The 16782-nt window shown below is 66.8% G+C and carries 12 protein-coding genes; 5 read left to right on the top strand and 7 right to left on the bottom strand.

The genetic code is table 11. From position 1 onward, the window contains the following. Positions 1-6: 6 nt before the first annotated feature. Entirely contained in the window at positions 7-1557 is a 1551-nt protein-coding gene (locus tag JNG39_RS16945) for a response regulator (protein ID WP_368313094.1), read from the top strand. Between the two features lie 32 nt (positions 1558-1589). On the opposite strand, the gene JNG39_RS16940 is transcribed toward JNG39_RS16945, so the two are convergent. Then, positions 1590-2738 (bottom strand): alpha/beta fold hydrolase, encoded by a 1149-nt coding sequence (locus tag JNG39_RS16940; protein WP_368313093.1) that lies wholly within the window; start codon positions 2736-2738, stop codon positions 1590-1592. Positions 2739-2847: 109 nt separating this feature from the next. On the opposite strand from JNG39_RS16940, the gene JNG39_RS16935 reads away from it, so the two are divergent. After that, on the top strand, positions 2848-3723 hold the full coding sequence (locus tag JNG39_RS16935) for a LysR family transcriptional regulator (RefSeq protein ID WP_368313092.1): 876 nt from the start codon (positions 2848-2850) through the stop codon (positions 3721-3723). A gap of 172 nt (positions 3724-3895) precedes the next feature. Here the strand turns inward: JNG39_RS16935 and JNG39_RS16930 are convergent, their stop codons facing one another. Together JNG39_RS16930 and JNG39_RS16925 are read right to left on the bottom strand one after the other, a co-directional pair. Further along, complete coding sequence (locus JNG39_RS16930) at positions 3896-5302, bottom strand: sigma-54-dependent transcriptional regulator (RefSeq protein ID WP_368313091.1); 1407 nt, start codon at positions 5300-5302, stop codon at positions 3896-3898. A gap of 67 nt (positions 5303-5369) precedes the next feature. Next, complete coding sequence (locus JNG39_RS16925) at positions 5370-7016, bottom strand: PAS domain-containing sensor histidine kinase (RefSeq protein WP_368313089.1); 1647 nt, start codon at positions 7014-7016, stop codon at positions 5370-5372. A gap of 287 nt (positions 7017-7303) precedes the next feature. Between JNG39_RS16925 and sucC the strand changes: the two genes are divergently transcribed. Both sucC and sucD read left to right on the top strand, forming a co-directional pair. Then, complete coding sequence (gene sucC / locus JNG39_RS16920) at positions 7304-8464, top strand: ADP-forming succinate--CoA ligase subunit beta (RefSeq protein WP_368313087.1); 1161 nt, start codon at positions 7304-7306, stop codon at positions 8462-8464. Positions 8465-8478: 14 nt separating this feature from the next. After that, positions 8479-9351: a succinate--CoA ligase subunit alpha gene (gene sucD, locus JNG39_RS16915; RefSeq protein WP_320550892.1), complete on the top strand. Its 873-nt coding sequence runs from the start codon at positions 8479-8481 to the stop codon at positions 9349-9351. Between the two features lie 87 nt (positions 9352-9438). On the opposite strand, the gene JNG39_RS16910 is transcribed toward sucD, so the two are convergent. Next, positions 9439-10473, bottom strand: a complete 1035-nt coding sequence (locus JNG39_RS16910; protein WP_368313084.1) for a reprolysin-like metallopeptidase — start codon at positions 10471-10473, stop codon at positions 9439-9441. A 498-nt stretch (positions 10474-10971) separates the two neighbouring features. Between JNG39_RS16910 and JNG39_RS16905 the strand changes: the two genes are divergently transcribed. Continuing rightward, positions 10972-13971 (top strand): TonB-dependent receptor, encoded by a 3000-nt coding sequence (locus tag JNG39_RS16905; RefSeq protein ID WP_368313083.1) that lies wholly within the window; start codon positions 10972-10974, stop codon positions 13969-13971. Positions 13972-14065: 94 nt separating this feature from the next. Here the strand turns inward: JNG39_RS16905 and JNG39_RS16900 are convergent, their stop codons facing one another. From JNG39_RS16900 to JNG39_RS16890, 3 genes are read right to left on the bottom strand one after another with little or no spacing between them, the layout of a single operon-like run. Further along, the gene (locus JNG39_RS16900; protein ID WP_368313082.1) at positions 14066-15178 is read right to left on the bottom strand and encodes an NAD(P)/FAD-dependent oxidoreductase; all 1113 of its coding nucleotides are present in this window, start codon (positions 15176-15178) and stop codon (positions 14066-14068) included. Next, positions 15175-15930, bottom strand: coding sequence for a L,D-transpeptidase (locus JNG39_RS16895; protein ID WP_368313081.1), 756 nt, complete (start codon positions 15928-15930; stop codon positions 15175-15177). Before JNG39_RS16895 ends, JNG39_RS16900 begins: the two co-directional genes overlap by 4 nt. 13 nt (positions 15931-15943) lie before the next feature. Further along, positions 15944-16777 carry a MurR/RpiR family transcriptional regulator gene (locus tag JNG39_RS16890; RefSeq protein WP_368313079.1) on the bottom strand — a complete coding sequence of 278 codons (834 nt, stop codon included), beginning with the start codon at positions 16775-16777 and terminating at the stop codon, positions 15944-15946. Positions 16778-16782: the final 5 nt, after the last annotated feature.

The following is a 16782-nucleotide window of genomic DNA, read 5'->3' as shown; positions in this document are numbered from 1 at the left end:
ACCGTCATGAATGGCCAAGGGCAAAAGGTCAGGATCCTCCAGGTGGAAGACAGCCCGCTCGACGCGGAGCTGGTGTTGACCGAACTGGACCATGATGGCCTCGATTACGAGGTGCATCTGGTCGACGACGAGAAAGCTTACGTCGAGGCGCTGGACTCGTTCCATCCCGACATCGTGCTTTCCGATCTGAGCTTGCCGGGATTCAGCGGCGAGCGTGCGCTGGAGATATTGCGCGCGCGCGACGCCGCCGTTCCCTTCATCTTCATTTCGGCCACGCTCGGCGAGGAAGCCGCGATCGAGGCGCTGCGCAACGGCGCCACCGATTACATCCTCAAGCAGAACACCGCGCGCCTGGCCTCGGCGGTGCGCCGCGCGCTGCGCGAGGCGGAAGAGCAGCGTGCGCGTGCGCGCGCGGAGCAGGAACTGATTCGGGCGCAGCGTTTCGAAAGCCTCGCCTTGCTGGCCGGCGGCCTCAGCCACGACCTGCGCAACCTGCTGCAGCCGCTTCTGCTTGCCGGCGACACGCTGGAAGACTACGCCGACGATCCGCGCCTCGCTCGCCTGGGGACGCTCGTGCGCGATTGCGGCCGTCGTGGCCTGGAGATGGTGTCGTCGATGCTGTCGTTCGCGCGTGGCGCGCGACGCGCGGAACAGGTTCGCCTGGGTGCGTTGCTGGATGCGTTGAAGCTGCTCATGCAGGGCAGCGTGCCTCGCACGATCGACATGAGCATGGACATCGTCGATCCGGACGTGTCGTTCGAAGGCAACCACACCGAACTGCAGCAGTGCCTGCTCAACCTCTGCCTCAACGCGATACAGGCGATGCCCGAAGGCGGTTCGCTACGCATCGAAACGGCGCAGGTGAACCTGGCCGACGATTTCTTCGTGGAAAACGAGACGGCCGAGCCGGGCCGCTACCTGCGCCTGTCGGTGATCGACACGGGCGCGGGCATGCCCGAACCCGTATTGCGGCGACTGTTCGAGCCGTTCTTCACGACGAAGGAGGGCGGTACCGGGCTGGGCCTGCTGTCGTGCAAGCGCATCGTGGCCAGCCATGGCGGCCTGATGCGCGTGCGTAGCCGCGAGGGCGAGGGCACGCAGTTCCATCTCTACCTGCCGTTGGCCGTGGAGCACGAGGATACCTTGCCGGGCATGGAATCCATGCTGCAGGGCGAGGCCGAACGCGTGCTCGTGGTGGTCGAGGAAGCCGTGCAGCTGTCGCTGCTGGTGGATACCCTCGACGCCTACGGTTATCAGGCGGGTGCGAGCCAGAGCGGCACGGCGGCGCTGCAATGGATCGAAGCGCACGGCGTGCCCGACCTCGTGGTGATGGACGCCGACATGAACCTGTTCACCGGCGTGCGCACGCTGGCCGCGTTGCTGGATCACGGTTATCGCGGCGCGGTGCTGCTGCTGGCTCGGTCGGATTCGCCGCCGAACCTCGACGAACTGCCGCAACTCGATCACCTGTACGTGCTCAACAAGCCCGTGCCGTCGCATGCGCTACTGCGCACCGTGCGCGAGGCCCTCGATGCGAGCGGTGCGGAAACGGGCTGAACCCTGACCACGCGTCCCGCAGAGACGCGTGGTCACGCCGTCAGCTGCTTGCTCCGCAGCCAGTCGCGAATGGCCTGGACGAGTTCGGCCTTGCGCTCCAGCGGCAGCCAGTGCGCTCCCTGGAGGTTCGTCACGGTGAGGTCGGCGCAGGCCGCGCGCATCGGATCGCCCAGATGATTGCCCTGGATGGTGTTCATCGGGTCGTAGGTACCGTTGACGAACAGCACGGGCATCGCGAGATGTCCGCCGTTCGGCGCCTTGGCCGCATAAGCCGTGTTGGCATCGTCGTTGAGATACCACGCGCAGGGCGGGCGAAACCCGTGTGCCTCGAACGATTTCACCAGCGTGTCGAAGTCCGCCGCCGGCCAAAGCGCGGGATCGGGCCGGGTCGGCGGTGCACGATGCGCGGGGCCGAAGCGTCCGCCCTTTGACGTGACACTCGCGTTCGCCGCCGGCTCGCGCATCGTCGACGGATTGCCGGGCCGGAAGATGGAGGCCAGCGAGGACGCCTTGTCGGCGTCCAGATCGGCCACGGCCGAGGCGAAGTGCGTGGTGTAGTAGCGGTAGTAATCCCACTGACCATCGGGGAACCGGTCCGCCGGGTAGATCGACCGGTCGACCAGCGGCACCAGCGTGCGCAACGTGTTGCCGGTGGGGAAATACGGCACCGAGATCAGTACGGCGCCGCGGCAGCGCGCGGGTTCGTGCGACACCAGCGAGGCGACGGCGACGCTTCCCCAATCGTGCCCGATCCAGATCGCCGGCGTGCCGCCGAGATGATCGTGCAGCTCGATCATGTCCGCCACCACCTGTTCCTGCGTGTAGGCCCCGGTGGCCGCCGGCGCGGAGGATCCGCCGTAGCCGCGCATGTCGGGCGCGATGCAGCGCCAGCCTTCGGCGGCGAACGCGTCGATCTGCGCCCGCCAGACCAGGCTCAGTTCCGGCCAGCCGTGGAGGAAGAACATCAGCGGTCCGTCGGCCGGTCCTTTCTCCAGGTAATGCGTGGCATGGCGCGGCGTGGCGAACGTGTGCGAGGTCGGCGCGGGCGAGGGCGCGGCCCAGGCGGCTTTCGGCAGGACGCTCATCGCGAGCATGCCGAGCAGGAACGTGCGTCGGTCGAGCGTCGGCGCGTGCGTGGATGGGAGGTGCGGCGGGTCGGCACGATCATCGGTCGGGGTCATGGAAGGATCGTAGGATGGAAGGGTATTCGCCACTATCACTACAATCGCGAACGAGGCTGTAAGCCGCACTTCAAGGTGAGCGATGCGAGCGAGGGATTCCTTAGAGGGAGTGGCCATCTTCGTCGCCGCGGCGGAGGCGGGCAGTTTCTCGGAAGCCGCCCGGCGCCTGGGCATGTCGCCCTCCGCGGTGAGCCAGGCCATCGGTGCGCTGGAAAAGCGGCTCGGCACGCCGCTGTTCCGTCGCTCGACCCGTAGCCTGAGCCTGACCGACGTCGGCGACGACTACCTGCGCACGGTGGCGCCCGCGCTCGCGTCGCTGCGACAGGCCGCGGACGACGCCTCGGGCCGGAGCGGACGACCGGCCGGGCCGCTGCGCCTGACCATGCCGCGGGCGCCTTTCGAACTGCACATCGCGCCGGTGCTGGTGGCTTTCCAGGAGCGTTATCCCGACGTGGATCTCGAGATCGCGGTCGAGGCGCGCCTGGTGGACATCGTCAAGGAGGGCTACGACGCCGGTTTGCGCTACGGGGAACACCTCGACGGGGACATGGTCGCCGTCTGCGTCGCGCCCGCCGCGGAGGCGATTCTCGTCGCGTCGCCGGTTTATCTCGATGCCCGGGGCGTGCCGGGGATGCCGGACGACCTGCGCGAGCATCGCGCGATCGCCTGCCGCAGCCAGGGTACCGGCCTGGTCATCCCCTGGACCCTGCGCCGCGGAGGCGACACCGTGTCGTTCGTGCCATCGTCGGCGGCGGTCGTGCACGACCTGGCGTCGCAGATCGCCCTGGCCGTCGCGGGCCTGGGCATCGCCAGCGTGCCGGCCGGGATGGCGGCCGACCCCGTCGCCGCCGGAAAGCTCGTGCACGTGATGCCCGCATGGTCCCACCCGATCGGCGAGCTCTACCTGTACTTCCCGAGCCGGCGCCACCAGTCGGCGGCGTTGCGGGCGTTCGTGGCTTTTCTCAGGGAAAACAAAAGCCGATGAGCGGTGTCGATATCTCGGGCGAGAGGCGCCGGGTTCCTGCGTGCGCAGGAACGACGAGTAACGAGATTCCACGTTGCCTACGAAATGGCCTCACGTCGTTCCTGCGCACGCAGGAACCCAGCGCCTTCCGTCGGAGCAGGCGAACGCGCTCCATCGGCTCTTCGCTAAGCGATCAATCGATCCCGAGCTTCTTCAACTTGTACCGCAACGCCCGGAACGTGATTCCCAGCTTCTTGGCCGTCGCCGTCTTGTTGTAACGCGACTCTTCCAGCGCCTTGATGATCGTGTCGCGCTCGATGTTCGAGATGTAATCCTCGAGCGAACCGTCATGGCCGGCGGCCACCGGCGCGGGAATGCCCGCCGCCGCGGCGAGCACCGATTCCGGCGTGGCCTGCGCGGGCGCCGCGGCAGGCGCGCGTTGCGGCAGCATCAGGTCGTCGGCCTCGATGGTGTCGCCCTCGCACATCGCCATCGCGCGCTCGAGGATGTTTTCCAGCTCGCGCACGTTGCCGGGGAAGTGATACGCCTCCAGCGCCGCCAGGGCCTCGGGACGCAGGCGATTCGGTGCCGTGCCCGCTTCGTCGGCGAGCTGGCGCAGGACGAAGTCGGCCAGTTTCGGCACGTCGCCGCGGCGCTCGCGCAGCGGCGGCACGCGCAGTTCGATGACGTTGATGCGGTAGAAGAGATCCTGGCGGAACAGGCCCTGCTCGACGAGCGCGGCGAGGTTCTTGTGCGTGGCCGAGAGGATGCGCACGTCGACGGGAATCTCGTCGCGGCCGCCGATGGGACGCACGGCTTTTTCCTGGATCGCGCGCAGCAGTTTCACCTGCATGTGCAGCGGCAGCTCGGCGACTTCGTCGAGGAACAGCGTGCCGCCCTGGGCGGCCTGGAACAGGCCTTCCTTGTCGGCGTGCGCGCCGGTGAAGCTGCCCTTGCGATGGCCGAAGAACTCGCTTTCCATCAGTTCGGAGGGAATGGCGCCGCAGTTCACCGGCACGAAGGCACCGGCCGAGCGCGGGCCCAGCTCGTGGATCAGGCGGGCGACCAGTTCCTTGCCCACGCCGGATTCGCCGGCGATGTAGACGGGGGCCTGGTTGCGGGCGAGCTTGGCGATCTTGCCGCGCACCTCGGCCATCACGGGCGAATCGCCGATGAGGCGGTCGGCACCGGGACCGCCGGCCGCCTTGGCCCCGCTTTCCGCCTTGCGCTCCTCGGACAGGCGCAGCGCGGTGCGTACGAGGCGGCGCAGCAGGTGGATGTCCACCGGCTTGGAGACGAAGTCGAAGGCGCCGGCCTTCAACGCGTTGACCGCGGCATCGACGTTGCCGTAAGCGGTGATCATCGCCACGGGCATGTCGGGATAGCTGGCCGCGATCAGTTCGATGATCTCCTGGCCGCTGCCGTCGGGCAGGCGCATGTCGGTGAAGCAAAGGTCGTAACGACGCCCCGCCAGGGCGTTTCGCGCATCCGTGACGCTGCCCACGGCGTCGACGTCGAGTTCCATTCGGCCCAGGGTGATGGTCAGCAACTCACGGATGTCCCGCTCGTCGTCGATGACCAGTACGGTCTGCTTGCTCATGGGGTCCGGAAAATTCGGTGAATATTCTCAATGTACCCGCCCCGGCCGCGAGAGCAAAGCGCCGGGCTCATGCCTGGGCGGCGGCGGGCAGCGCCGCGGCGCTGCGCGCCGGGGGCGTGAGGCTCACCCGGAAGCAGCTGCCACCGCCCGCCACGCGCACGTATTCGAGGGCGGCCTGGTTGGCTTCGCTCATCTGCCGGGCAAGGTAAAGCCCCAGCCCCGTGCCGTATTCGTGCGTGGTGAAGAAGGGCTCGAAGATCTGCGCGGCCACCTTGGGCGGAATGCCGGGACCGCGGTCGATGACCTCGACGATGGGTACGCCGGCCTCGGAGTGCCGGGCCACCACCATCACCCGTGCCGGCTCGCCGGGCAGGCGGCCGTAGCGCAGGGCGTTCTGCACGAGGTTCCAGATCACCTGCTGGAGGTGCTGCGGATCGGCCACCGCGGCCACGGGCTCGCTGCCCGAGACGGCGCGCAGGATGTCGGCCCCCAGGTCGTTGCCCTGCTTGTACTCGGCCACGAAGTGATGCACCCACTGGCTGAGATCGAGCGTTTCGGGGCGCGAGCGCTCGCGCCGCGAGAGCTGGAGGATGTTCTCGATGATCTCGTTGAGCCGCGAACAATGGTTGTTGATGATCTCGACCATGCGCAGGTCGGTATCGTTCATGTCCGTGGATTCGGCGAGCAGCTGCGCCGAATAGTGGATCGCCGCGAGCGGATTGCGGATTTCGTGCGCGATGGAGGCCGACAGGCGCCCGAGCGAACTCAGGGTGAGTTCTTCCGCGCGGCGCGACACCAGCGAGGTGTCGTCGAGGAAGATCAGCACGTGGGAGTCGTCGTTGGGCGCCAGGCGGGAGAAGCGCGGCACCACCTCGGGCGTGCCGTCGGCCAGCATGGTGGCGCTCTCGTCGAGCTTGCCCGAGGTGCGCCAGTGGTACAGGCGACGCGAAAGCTCCGGGGCGAGGGTGCCCAGGTCGCGCTGGTCGGCCGAGGGGTTGCCCATCAGCATCCAGGCCGATTCGTTGAGCTGGTGGATGCGGTTGCTCTCGTCCACCAGCAGCACGCCGGTTTTCATGCGGCGGATGATCAGCTCGTTGACCTGGGCGAGGTTGGCCAGGTCGAGGCCGCGCTGCTCGGCGAGGGCCTCGGAGGCGCGGATGTTGCGCCCGAGCAGGTAGCACAGCGTGGCGCAGGCGAAGTAGGCCGCGCCGAACAGGCCGTATTCCGCCAGTTCGCGGTCCGTCGTGCCCGAGGCGTCGGCCAGGTCGAACACGGAATGGCCGAGCATGCCCAGGGTGGCGAGCGCGGCGAAGAACATGGACAGGCGCAGCGGCAGAAGCAGGGCGCCGGTGGCGATGTTCACCGCCAGCATCATCGATACGCCCATGCGCACGTCGTGCATCAGCACCAGGGCCAGCAGGGCGGCCACGATGTCCAGCACCAGCCCGGTGGAGACGATGAGGATCGGACGGTTGAGCGATCGGCGGGTGCGCGCCACCAGCACCAGGGCGGCCAGCAGGTAGGCCATGCCCAGCAGGCGGGCGAGCAGAGGTTCGGGCAGCGCGGGCCAGGTCAGGTGCTCGGGCCGGAAGGCCAGGGCGGTGTAGACCGCCGCCTGGCCCAGCCGGAAGTAGTTGAAAAAGAACAGTTCGTGACGCGGGCTGGTCGGCGCTGTGCCGGTCTTGGCCGCCTTGGTCGGCGCGGGCGTGGACACCGGTGATGTTCTCCGCGGGCGGGCCCGGCGGGGCCCTCGATGCCCGTCAGTATAGGGGCGGCCCCGGCGCCGGCAACACGCGTCGGCGGCAGTGTGACGGGGGTCCGGAAAGCCCCCGTGCGGCGGCGTATGCGGCGGCGCCCCTTTCCTTCCGGGGCGCCATCCGGGAAAATACGCGGCCGTATTGCGTGAAAAAGGCGCAATCGCTCCACCTCCCCACTCCCGTGCGAGTCGTTCGCGGCCGCGCGCTTTTCTCACGAGTTTTTCCCGTTCGCTCGAGGTATCGAATGAATTTCCACGAGTACCAGGCCAAAGAACTGTTCGCGAAGTACGGCATCGCCGTGCCCCCGGGCAAGGTCGCCAACTCTCCCGACGCCGCCGTCGACGCCGCCAAGCACCTGGGCGGTTCGCAGTGGATGGTCAAGGCCCAGATCCATGCCGGCGGTCGCGGCAAGGCCGGTGGCGTCAAGTTCTGCCGTAGCCTGGACGACGTCCATGCCGCCGCCAAGGGCATGCTCGGCACCAACATGGAAACCTACCAGTCGGCCGGCCGCGCGCTGCCGGTGAACCTGGTGCTGGTGACCGACGCGACCGACATCGCGAAGGAACTCTACCTCTCGATCCTCACCGATCGTGACACCAAGGCCATCTCGTTCATCGCCTCCAAGCACGGCGGCGTCGACATCGAGCAGGTCGCTCACGATACCCCCGAAGACATCCACACCCTCGTGGTGGACTACGTCGAGGGCCTGCAGCCGTACCAGGCGCGCGAGCTCGCGTTCAAGATGGGCCTGGAAGGCAAGCAGGTGAACCAGCTGGTCAAGATCATGCTGGGCCTCTACAAGCTCTTCAACGAGAAGGATCTCGCCCTGGTCGAGCTGAACCCGCTGGCGATCCTCGCCGACGGCAACCTCGCCGCCCTCGACGGCAAGGTCAATTCCGACGACAACGCCGAGTTCCGTCACCCGGACCTCGCCGCCATGCGCGACCTCACGCAGGAAGACGCCGCCGAAGCGGCCGCCGTCCAGCACAACCTCAACTACGTCACCATGGACGGCTCGATCGGCTGCATGGTGAACGGCGCGGGCCTGGCCATGGCCACCATGGACGTCATCAAGCTGGCGGGCGGCGAGCCGGCCAACTTCCTCGACGTCGGCGGCGGCGCCACCAAGGAGCGCGTCACCGAGGCGTTCAAGCTCATCCTGTCGTCCGACAAGGTCAAGGCCATCCTGGTCAACATCTTCGGCGGCATCGTGCGTTGCGACCTCATCGCCGAGGGCATCATCGCCGCGGTGAAGGAAGTGGGCCTGAAGATCCCCGTGGTCGTGCGCCTGCAGGGCACCAATGTCGAGCAGGGCCGTGAACTGCTGGCCAACTCGGGCCTGGCGATCACGCCGGCCGACGATCTCAACGATGCGGCCCAGAAGGCCGTGGCCGCCGCGGCCTGAGGAGCGAAAGCAACATGAGCGTCCTGATCAACAAGAACACCAAGGTCATCGTGCAGGGCTTCACCGGCCAGCAGGGTACCTTCCACGCCCAGCAGGCGATCGACTACGGCACCCAGATCGTGGGTGGCGTCACCCCGGGCAAGGGCGGTGCCGAGCACATCGGCAAGCCGGTCTTCAACACCGTGCGCGATGCCGTCGACCAGACCAAGGCCGACGCCTCGGTCATCTTCGTGCCGCCTCCGTTCGCGGCCGACTCGATCCTCGAAGCGATCAACGGCGGCATCAAGGTCATCGTGGCCATCACCGAGGGCATTCCGGTGCTCGACATGATGCGCGTGAAGAACGTGCTCAAGTCGCACCCCGATGTCGTCCTCGTCGGTCCGAACTGCCCCGGCGTCATCACCCCGGGCGAGTGCAAGATCGGCATCATGCCGGGCCACATCCACAAGCCGGGCAAGGTCGGCATCGTGTCGCGCTCGGGTACGCTGACGTATGAAGCCGTGTTCCAGACCACCAACGAAGGCCTGGGCCAGTCCACCTGCATCGGCATCGGCGGCGATCCGATCAACGGCCTGAACTTCATCGACTGCCTGAAGCTCTTCCAGGACGATCCGCAGACCGAAGGCATCATCATGGTCGGCGAGATCGGCGGCAGCGCCGAGGAAGACGCGGCCGAGTTCATCGGCCAGTACGTCAAGAAGCCGGTGGTGTCGTTCATCGCCGGTGCCTCGGCCCCTCCGGGCAAGCGCATGGGCCATGCCGGCGCCATCATCTCCGGCGGCAAGGGCACGGCGGCGGCGAAGTTCGCCGCACTGGAAAAGGCGGGCGTCACCACGGTGAAGTCCCCGGCCGACCTCGGCAAGACCCTCGCGGGCCTGATGAAGTAAGCCGTTCGCTCCGGTTCGCCGGTGCGGGAAAAAAGCCGCGGCCTTCGGGCCGCGGCTTTTTTCATGGCCATGACGGCGAGGGAGCCGTTATCCCTCGATGACGACCCGTTCATGGAACGGCACGTCCGCCCCGGCGATCACATAGTTGCGGACGCGCCGCTCGTTTTCCTTCGTGTATGCGTAGCATTTCGACCGCAGGCCGAAGGCGTACGGGTACATGTTGCTTTCGCACCACCAGCCACCCCAATAGAGGATGGCGCTGTCGGCGTGCTCGGCACCCAGCAGATGGCCTGCTTCATGAGCCACTACGCGGTACGATCCGTCGAGCGAGGCGATGGCCGCCGAGCCGCCCTGATACGCGAGCCCATAAGCTCCCGAGGGCAGCACCGGGCCCGTCAGCAGCACGAACTTCTCCATGTGCGTTTCGGACGCCTGCTCCACCAGGCGAACCCACGCGGACCCACGTTGAGCGATCAGTTCGAGCGCATTCGCGTTCCTCATGTCCAGGTTCGTGATGTCGTGTGGCGCAGTGTAGTAATGCGACGTGACGGCCTTCTCCACCTCGGACTGGTGGTAGTGCACGACGATACGCATGGAGGGCAGCACGTTGTCCGTCATGTCCTTCAACCACCATGCGACGTAGTCGGCGTGGATGTCGTCCGCCGTATGCCGTTCGCGCAGGTTGTCGTGAAGGAAGAAATGCACGTCCAGCGTGCGCACCCCCTCGACCGGCGTCGGGTCGACCGACTTCCTCACGCGAACCTTGGACGGTGAGTCGATCGCGCTGAGGCCTCGCGATGCTCTCTCGCCGTCGCCGATGTCGATGTGGTCGTCGCTTCCCGTCAATACGACCTCCTTTCCATCGAGCGTGCCGGCGTACACGACATGTGTCGTGCCGTCGGGAAATACGGCTTCCACGGGCAGCCTGCGGTCGACGGTAAGCGAGCCGGCGCGCTCGTCGCCGTCGTCGGCGTGCGCCGCGCGATGGTGGACGGATAGCGTCACCGGAAGACCGTTCGATACGCTCGCGTCGAAACGGGCGGTCACGTCCGTTTCCGCGGCGTACACGGGCGGGATCGCCAGCGCGATGCAGGCGAAGAGGCGGCGGAGGTGGGTTCTCATAGTGTGTTTCATCACGTCTCCATGTGATCGTGTCGGTGGAAGCGCGCGAACTTAGGTGATTTCACGTCGCAATGCACGTGAACGACGCGGGTCGCGGTCGAGGCCTACGCGATCAGGCGCCCCGTCGGAGGTTTCGCCTGAAACAAGCAGTGCATCACGATGAAATCATTTGGACGCCTAAATGCTTGACACGCCGTCCGGATGATGTGCTAGCTTTGACGCATAGCAGCATGTGCCGAAGGGGTTCATCATGCGCCACTCCAACGTTGCCAGCGTCTCCCGCTGGGCCCTCGCGCCTTGCGCGCGATGTACGCACTCGCATTGACGACATGACGCCGGGCGGTCGATCGCCCCTCGTCTAGCCGACCGATTCCACGAACCGACGCCTTTCCGGCGCAACGGGCGCTCATGTTCGCCCGACCGTCACCCTCGCATCGTCACGCCCCGGCGTGGCGCGATGACGGCCGTCCCCCTCTCATCGTGCACTTCAGGAGTTCCATGCTTTCCTTCCGACGATCGATCCTCGCGGCTTCGCTGCTCGCCGCCCTTTCTCCCGCCGCATTTGCCCAGTCAACCACCGGTTCGATCTACGGCCAGGTCGATGGAGGGCGGGGCGATGTCGTTCGGGTGACGAGCGATACGGGGGTGTCCCGTGACGTGCCCGTCGACGACCGGGGACGCTACAGCGCGGCGCAGCTTCCGCTGGGTACGTACTCGGTGTCGGTGGTGCATGCGGGTGCGGTCACGAGATCCCGCGATAACGTGAGCTTGCGCGTGGGATCGGGTGTGGAGGTATCGTTCACCGCGACCGAGGCCACCGACCTGGGTGGCGTCGACGTGCGGGCGAACGCCCTGCCATCCATCGACGTTTCCACGGTGGACTCGCGCACCGTCGTCACCTCGCAACAGTTGGCCAAGTTGCCGTTGGGGCGCAGTTCCGAGGCCATCGCGCTGCTGGCCCCGGGTGCCGTGAACAACAGCGGCAGCTACACCAGCGCCACGGGCAATTCGCTGGTGTCGTTCGGCGGTTCGGCGGCGAGCGAAAACGCTTATTACGTCAACGGGTTCAATACCACCGACCCGTTGCGCGGCTTCGGCGGCATCTCGTTGCCGTATGGTGCCATCGAGCAGGAGGAGGTTTTCACCGGCGGCTACAGCGCGCAGTACGGACGTTCCGACGGTGGCGTGATCAACGTCGTGGGCAAGCGTGGCACCAACGAGTGGCATGCGGGAGCGCAGCTCATATGGGAGCCGAACGGACTGCGTGCCGACGGAAAGAACAGCTACTACACCAACGGCCTGCCGCCGCAACCGGTGGCGGGCCGCCTGTTCCAATTGAATTCCGCAAGCACGCGCACGTCCACCACGGCGAGTCTCTACGGCGGCGGCCCGTTGGTGAAGGACAAGCTCTACATCTTCGCGGCCGCGGAAGTGGAGCGGCAGACAGGTGCGGTCGCCAACGACGTGACGCAGGCCACCCCTTACCGCTCTTATCGCTATCAGCTGCCACGTTGGTACACCAAGCTCGACTGGAATATCAACGACAGCAACATCGTCGAAGTGACCGGTGCCTCGGACAAGACCGAACGCTCGGGAACGATCTATTCCTACGATTATGCCGACGGCCACCGCGGCCCGCGCCTGTCCGGCGCCAATAACGAGAAGTTCGGCGGCGACGTCTACACGGCCAAGTACACCGGCTACCTCACCGACAATCTCACGATCAGCGCGCAGTACGGCAAGATGCGCACGAACAATTACGTCTCGCCGTCCGGTTACGACGAAAACGCGGTCTACATCGACGATGCGCAGTTCCAGAATCCGGCGTTGACCGGGGGTGTTCCGCGAACGTCGGGCCAAACGGTGACGTCGCTATCCAATCCCGGTCGACGCAACGAGACGACCAACACCCGCTTCGACGTGCACTACACGCTCGGCGACCACACCATCACGCTGGGCATCGACAACCAGCAGGCCCGTGCCTTCGACCAGGGCACGGCCACGTCGGGACCGGGTTACTCGTGGGACTACCAGCAGGGCAACCCCTCGTTGCCGATTTCCACCGGCCTCGGGGTGGACGCGCCGGGCAACTACCCCGGCGGTGAGGATGGCTATTACGTGATACGCGGCGTGTCGTCGAGCCTCGCCACGGTGCGTTCGAGCCAGCGCGCGCAGTACGTGGAAGACGCGTGGCAGGTGTCCGACCGCTGGCTGCTCACGCTGGGCCTGCGCAACGACCAGTTCACCAACTACAACGCCAACGGCGACCAATACATCAAGCAGACGTCGCCGCAGTGGGCGCCGCGCCTGGGCTTCAGCTGGGACGTGAACGGCGACGCGAGTTTCAAGGTGTACGGCAATGCCGGACGCTACTACCTCGCGCTGCCGTTGAATCCCGCGCTCAACGCGGCCGGCGGTGCATTGAGCACGTCGCAGTATTTCACCTACCAGGGCATCGCGCCGGACGGACAGCCGACGGGATTGACGGCCATCGCGCCCGGCGTTCCCGTGTCGGCCAACAACAACTTCGGCCAGCTTCCCGATCCGAAGACCGTCGCGGCCCGTGGCATGAAGCCGGAAAACCAGGACGAGTACATCCTCGGCTTCACCAAGACCTTCGGCCCGGAGTGGGTCTACGGGGCGAAGCTCACCTACCGCAAGCTGCGTAACGCCATCGACGATTACTGCGACATCCAGCGCATCGTCGAGAAGGGACAGTCGCTCGGGCTGAACATCGACACGGCGCAGGCGAACAGCTGCTACCTGTTCAATCCCGGCCAGGCGAACACGTTCGTGTTGCTCGATACCGCGGGCAACCACGTCGACGTGCCGATCACCAACGGGGAGCTGGGTTTCGATCGTCTCAAGCGCTCCTACTACAGCCTGGAGCTGCTGCTCGAGCATCCGTTCGACGGCACGTGGTATGCCCGGGCCAACTACGTGTTCTCGCGCAGCTACGGCAATACGGAAGGCCAGCTTCGCTCCGACCTCAATCAGACGGCGGCGTCCACGAGCGAGGACTGGGACAATGCGTACATCATGGAGCACACCAACGGTCCGCAGAGCAACGACCACACGCATCAGTTCAAGCTGTTCGGGTATTGGCAGGTCGCGCCCGAGTGGCTGGTGTCGGCCAACGTGAGCATCGTCTCCGGCACGCCGCGTCATTGCCTGGGCTACTACGGTCCGGATCACGAGGACCCGGGCAAGTACGGCGGCCATTACCATTACTGCGATGGCGAGCCGTCGCCGCCGGGTACGCAGGGGCGCACGCCCTGGATCCGTCAGATCGACCTGGGCGTGAGCTGGCGCCCGGGCTTCGCCGAAGGAAAGCTCGCCTTCAACGCCAACGTGTTCAACCTGCTCAACGAGCAGCGGGCGTTGCAGCAGTATCCTTACTCGGAAGCGGGACCGGGCCTGCCCGAGCCGCAGTTCGGGGTGATCACGCAGCGGCAGGCGCCGAGGTATGGGCGGTTGAGCGTGTCTTACGATTTCTAGGAGCCGATTCGACGTCTCGCGAGAATCGGACGCCAGGCGCTGGATTCCTGCGCACGCAGGAATCCAGGGCGAAGAGCTCCAGCACGCGGAGAGGTCACAGGCGCGAGGGCGAAAGTATGTCCCGGGTGATGCCCGCATCCACCAGGTGCGCGGGCAACTCCCGCCCCAACACCAGCATCGCGCAGGCCTCGCCCATCGCCGCGCTGGTCTGGATGCCGTAGCCACCCTGTGCCGCCAGCCAGAAGAACCCCGGCGCATCCGCGGCATAGCCGCCCACCAGGTCGCCGTCGGCGACGAAGCTGCGCAATCCCGCCCAGGTGCGAGTGGGCCGGCGAATCGACATCGTGGTGGCATGCTCGATGCGATGGATGCCCAGGGCGATGTCGTAGTCCTCCGGCTGCACGTCGTGCGGATGCGTGGGATCGGCGTTGGCGGCCGAGCCCAGCAGCAGGCCCGCGTCGGGCTTGAAGTAGAACGATTCGTCGACGTCCACGACGAACGGCCAGCCCGCCGTGGCGACGTCCGCGGGCGGTTCGAACAGGAACGCCGAGCGGCGCCGCGGTTCCAGGCCGATCGGCGTCACGCCGGCCAGCGACGCCACGCCATCCGCCCATGCTCCCGCGGCGTTCACGACGATCGCTGCCCGGATCTCGTCGTCGATCCTCCAGCCGTGCCCGTCGCGCTCGATCGAGCGCACCTCGGCATGCATGCGGAGGTCCGCGCCTCGTGCTTTCGCGCCGCGAAGGAAGGCCTGGTGCAGTTCGTTCACGTCGATGTCCGCGGCGTCCGGTTCCCATAGCCCCAGGTAGGCGGACGCCGGTCGAAGCACGGGAACGCGGGCGAGGATGTCTTCCCGGTCGAGCAAAGCCAGGGAAGGCGTGCGCGTGCGCAAGCGTCGATAGTCCGCATGCAACGCGTCGGCCTGGTCTTCCCGAGCCACCACCAGCGAGCCCCGGCAGTGCAGGATCGGCTGTGCGGCGAAACCCTCCGGCGGACGCGACAGGAACGGGCGCGTGGCCCGGGTGAGCGCGCGAACCTGGGCCGAACCGTACGTTTCGCTGAAGTGGGCCGCCGAACGTCCCGTGGTGTGCATGCCCGCGAACGCCTCGCGCTCCAGGACGAGCACGCGGGCGTGGGGCGCGAGGAAATACGCGAGCGACGCGCCGGCGATGCCGGCACCGATGACGACGACGTCATGGGTGCTCATGGGGCGGGGAGGTTCCAGGCATCGCGCAGGCGAACGTAGTCGTCTTTCGGAAGCAGGACGAAGACGGGCTTCTTCGTGGGATCGAGCCAGGCCAGCAGGCGTTCCATCGCGCCTTCCGTCATCGCCGTGCAGCCGACGGTCGGCGAGGTGGGCGACTTCCACAGGTGGGCGAAGATGCAACTGCCCGCCCCCTTCTTGCCGTCGGCGTTGTGTTCGATGACGAAGCCGATCCGGTAGGCGCGATCGCCGTTGAAATGCAGGTCGCGGCGCATCGCCTCGGTCGCGCCGGCCACGGCTTTCGGGCCGACCTTGGCCTCGTCCACCAGCTGGTTGTAGTAAGGCGAGCCGTCGACGTCCACGCAGTAATCCGAGGCCTTGAGCCCCATGTAGGGCATGGCCGTGGGATGGGTCTCGGCATAGCCGAAGGCCGTGCCGATCCGGAACACGCCCGCGGGGCTACGTCCATCGCCCTCGCGCTTTTGCGGGCCGTCCGTCTGCGCCGGGCTGAGCCCCCGGCCCCATGCGCTGCCGGCCTTGCCGATGGTGACGTCGGTGGCCTCGCCGTCCGCCTTCCAGCGGGTACCGTCACGCACGTAGGTGCGCAGGGTGCCGTGGTCGGCGTTCCAGCCCTCGGTGGTGACGACGATCATCTGCCGCGACACCGACCACGCCACGGGCGCCTCGTAGGCGAGGGCGCCGGTGGACAGCGACAGGGCGAGAAGGCCGGTGAGGCGGAACGCGCGCGTGGGCATGGGAGGATTCCGGTCAGGGTTCGAAGAGTTGATGGATGCGATCGAGGGCGTCCACGTAACGTTGGTGACGGCCGCCGTCGCCTTCGCACAGATGGACGAAGATGCGGTCCATCAGTTGCTGCACGGTCGACTGGTAGATCAGCGACTGCACGTAGGAGGCGTCGTCGTGCGCGGCGACCACGAGCGAAAGATCGGCCATCGCGCGAAGCGGGTTGGCGGTATGCCGCGTGACGCTCACCACGCGACCGCGCCGCTCGCGGAAGTGGCGGGCGGCCTTGGTCAGCAGGGGAAGCCGGCCGTGTTCGGAGAACACGACCAACACGTCGCCCGCACCGGCCAGGCCGACTTGCGCCGCCAGGTCGCCGGCATCGTGCTGGCGCAGGGCGACGATGCCCAGGAGCGACAGGCGCAGCGCGAACGCATGCGCATGCAGGTCGTCTTCGCCCAGGCCGATGAGGAACACTTTCCCGGCGGCGCCGATCGCATCGGCGGCATGGGCGATGACGTCCGGCGGATTGATCGACTCCGTGGCTTCCTGTGCGCGCGTCTTTCGCTCCCAGAGCATGGCGCCCACCGCGTCGCCGGCATGCCGGGCATCGGGTGCCTCGTCGTCGTCGGCGCGGCCGATGGCCTCGCCCACGGAGTACTTGAGATCGGGATAGCCACGAAAGCCCAGCTTCTGGGTGAACTTCACGACGCTCGACTGGCTGATGCCCAGCGCGTTCGCGAGTTGCTGCGACGAGTAATCGCGCAGCAACTGGGCGTTTTCCAGCACGAAATCGGCGATGCGCCGCTCCACCGCCGACATGCGGTCGCGTTCGGAGCGGATCTTCACCAAAGGAGACATGGTCG

It is taken from the genome of Luteibacter sp. CQ10, assembly GCF_040900725.1.
In the GTDB taxonomy this organism is placed as follows: Bacteria; Pseudomonadota; Gammaproteobacteria; order Xanthomonadales; family Rhodanobacteraceae; genus Luteibacter.
Note: the sequence above shows the minus strand (reverse complement) of the source record. Positions and strands in the feature narration are given on the sequence as shown.

Excerpts from the sequence above, each read along its gene's own strand:
- JNG39_RS16945 (WP_368313094.1), top strand. The coding sequence starts at position 7 with ATGAATGGCCAAGGGCAAAAGGTCAGGATCCTCCAGGTGGAAGACAGC.
- JNG39_RS16940 (WP_368313093.1), bottom strand. The coding sequence starts at position 2,738 with ATGACCCCGACCGATGATCGTGCCGACCCGCCGCACCTCCCATCCACG.
- JNG39_RS16930 (WP_368313091.1), bottom strand. The coding sequence starts at position 5,302 with ATGAGCAAGCAGACCGTACTGGTCATCGACGACGAGCGGGACATCCGT.
- sucC (WP_368313087.1), top strand. The coding sequence starts at position 7,304 with ATGAATTTCCACGAGTACCAGGCCAAAGAACTGTTCGCGAAGTACGGC.
- sucD (WP_320550892.1), top strand. The coding sequence starts at position 8,479 with ATGAGCGTCCTGATCAACAAGAACACCAAGGTCATCGTGCAGGGCTTC.
- JNG39_RS16910 (WP_368313084.1), bottom strand. The coding sequence starts at position 10,473 with ATGAGAACCCACCTCCGCCGCCTCTTCGCCTGCATCGCGCTGGCGATC.
- JNG39_RS16905 (WP_368313083.1), top strand. The coding sequence starts at position 10,972 with ATGCTTTCCTTCCGACGATCGATCCTCGCGGCTTCGCTGCTCGCCGCC.
- JNG39_RS16900 (WP_368313082.1), bottom strand. The coding sequence starts at position 15,178 with ATGAGCACCCATGACGTCGTCGTCATCGGTGCCGGCATCGCCGGCGCG.
- JNG39_RS16895 (WP_368313081.1), bottom strand. The coding sequence starts at position 15,930 with ATGCCCACGCGCGCGTTCCGCCTCACCGGCCTTCTCGCCCTGTCGCTG.
- JNG39_RS16890 (WP_368313079.1), bottom strand. The coding sequence starts at position 16,777 with ATGTCTCCTTTGGTGAAGATCCGCTCCGAACGCGACCGCATGTCGGCG.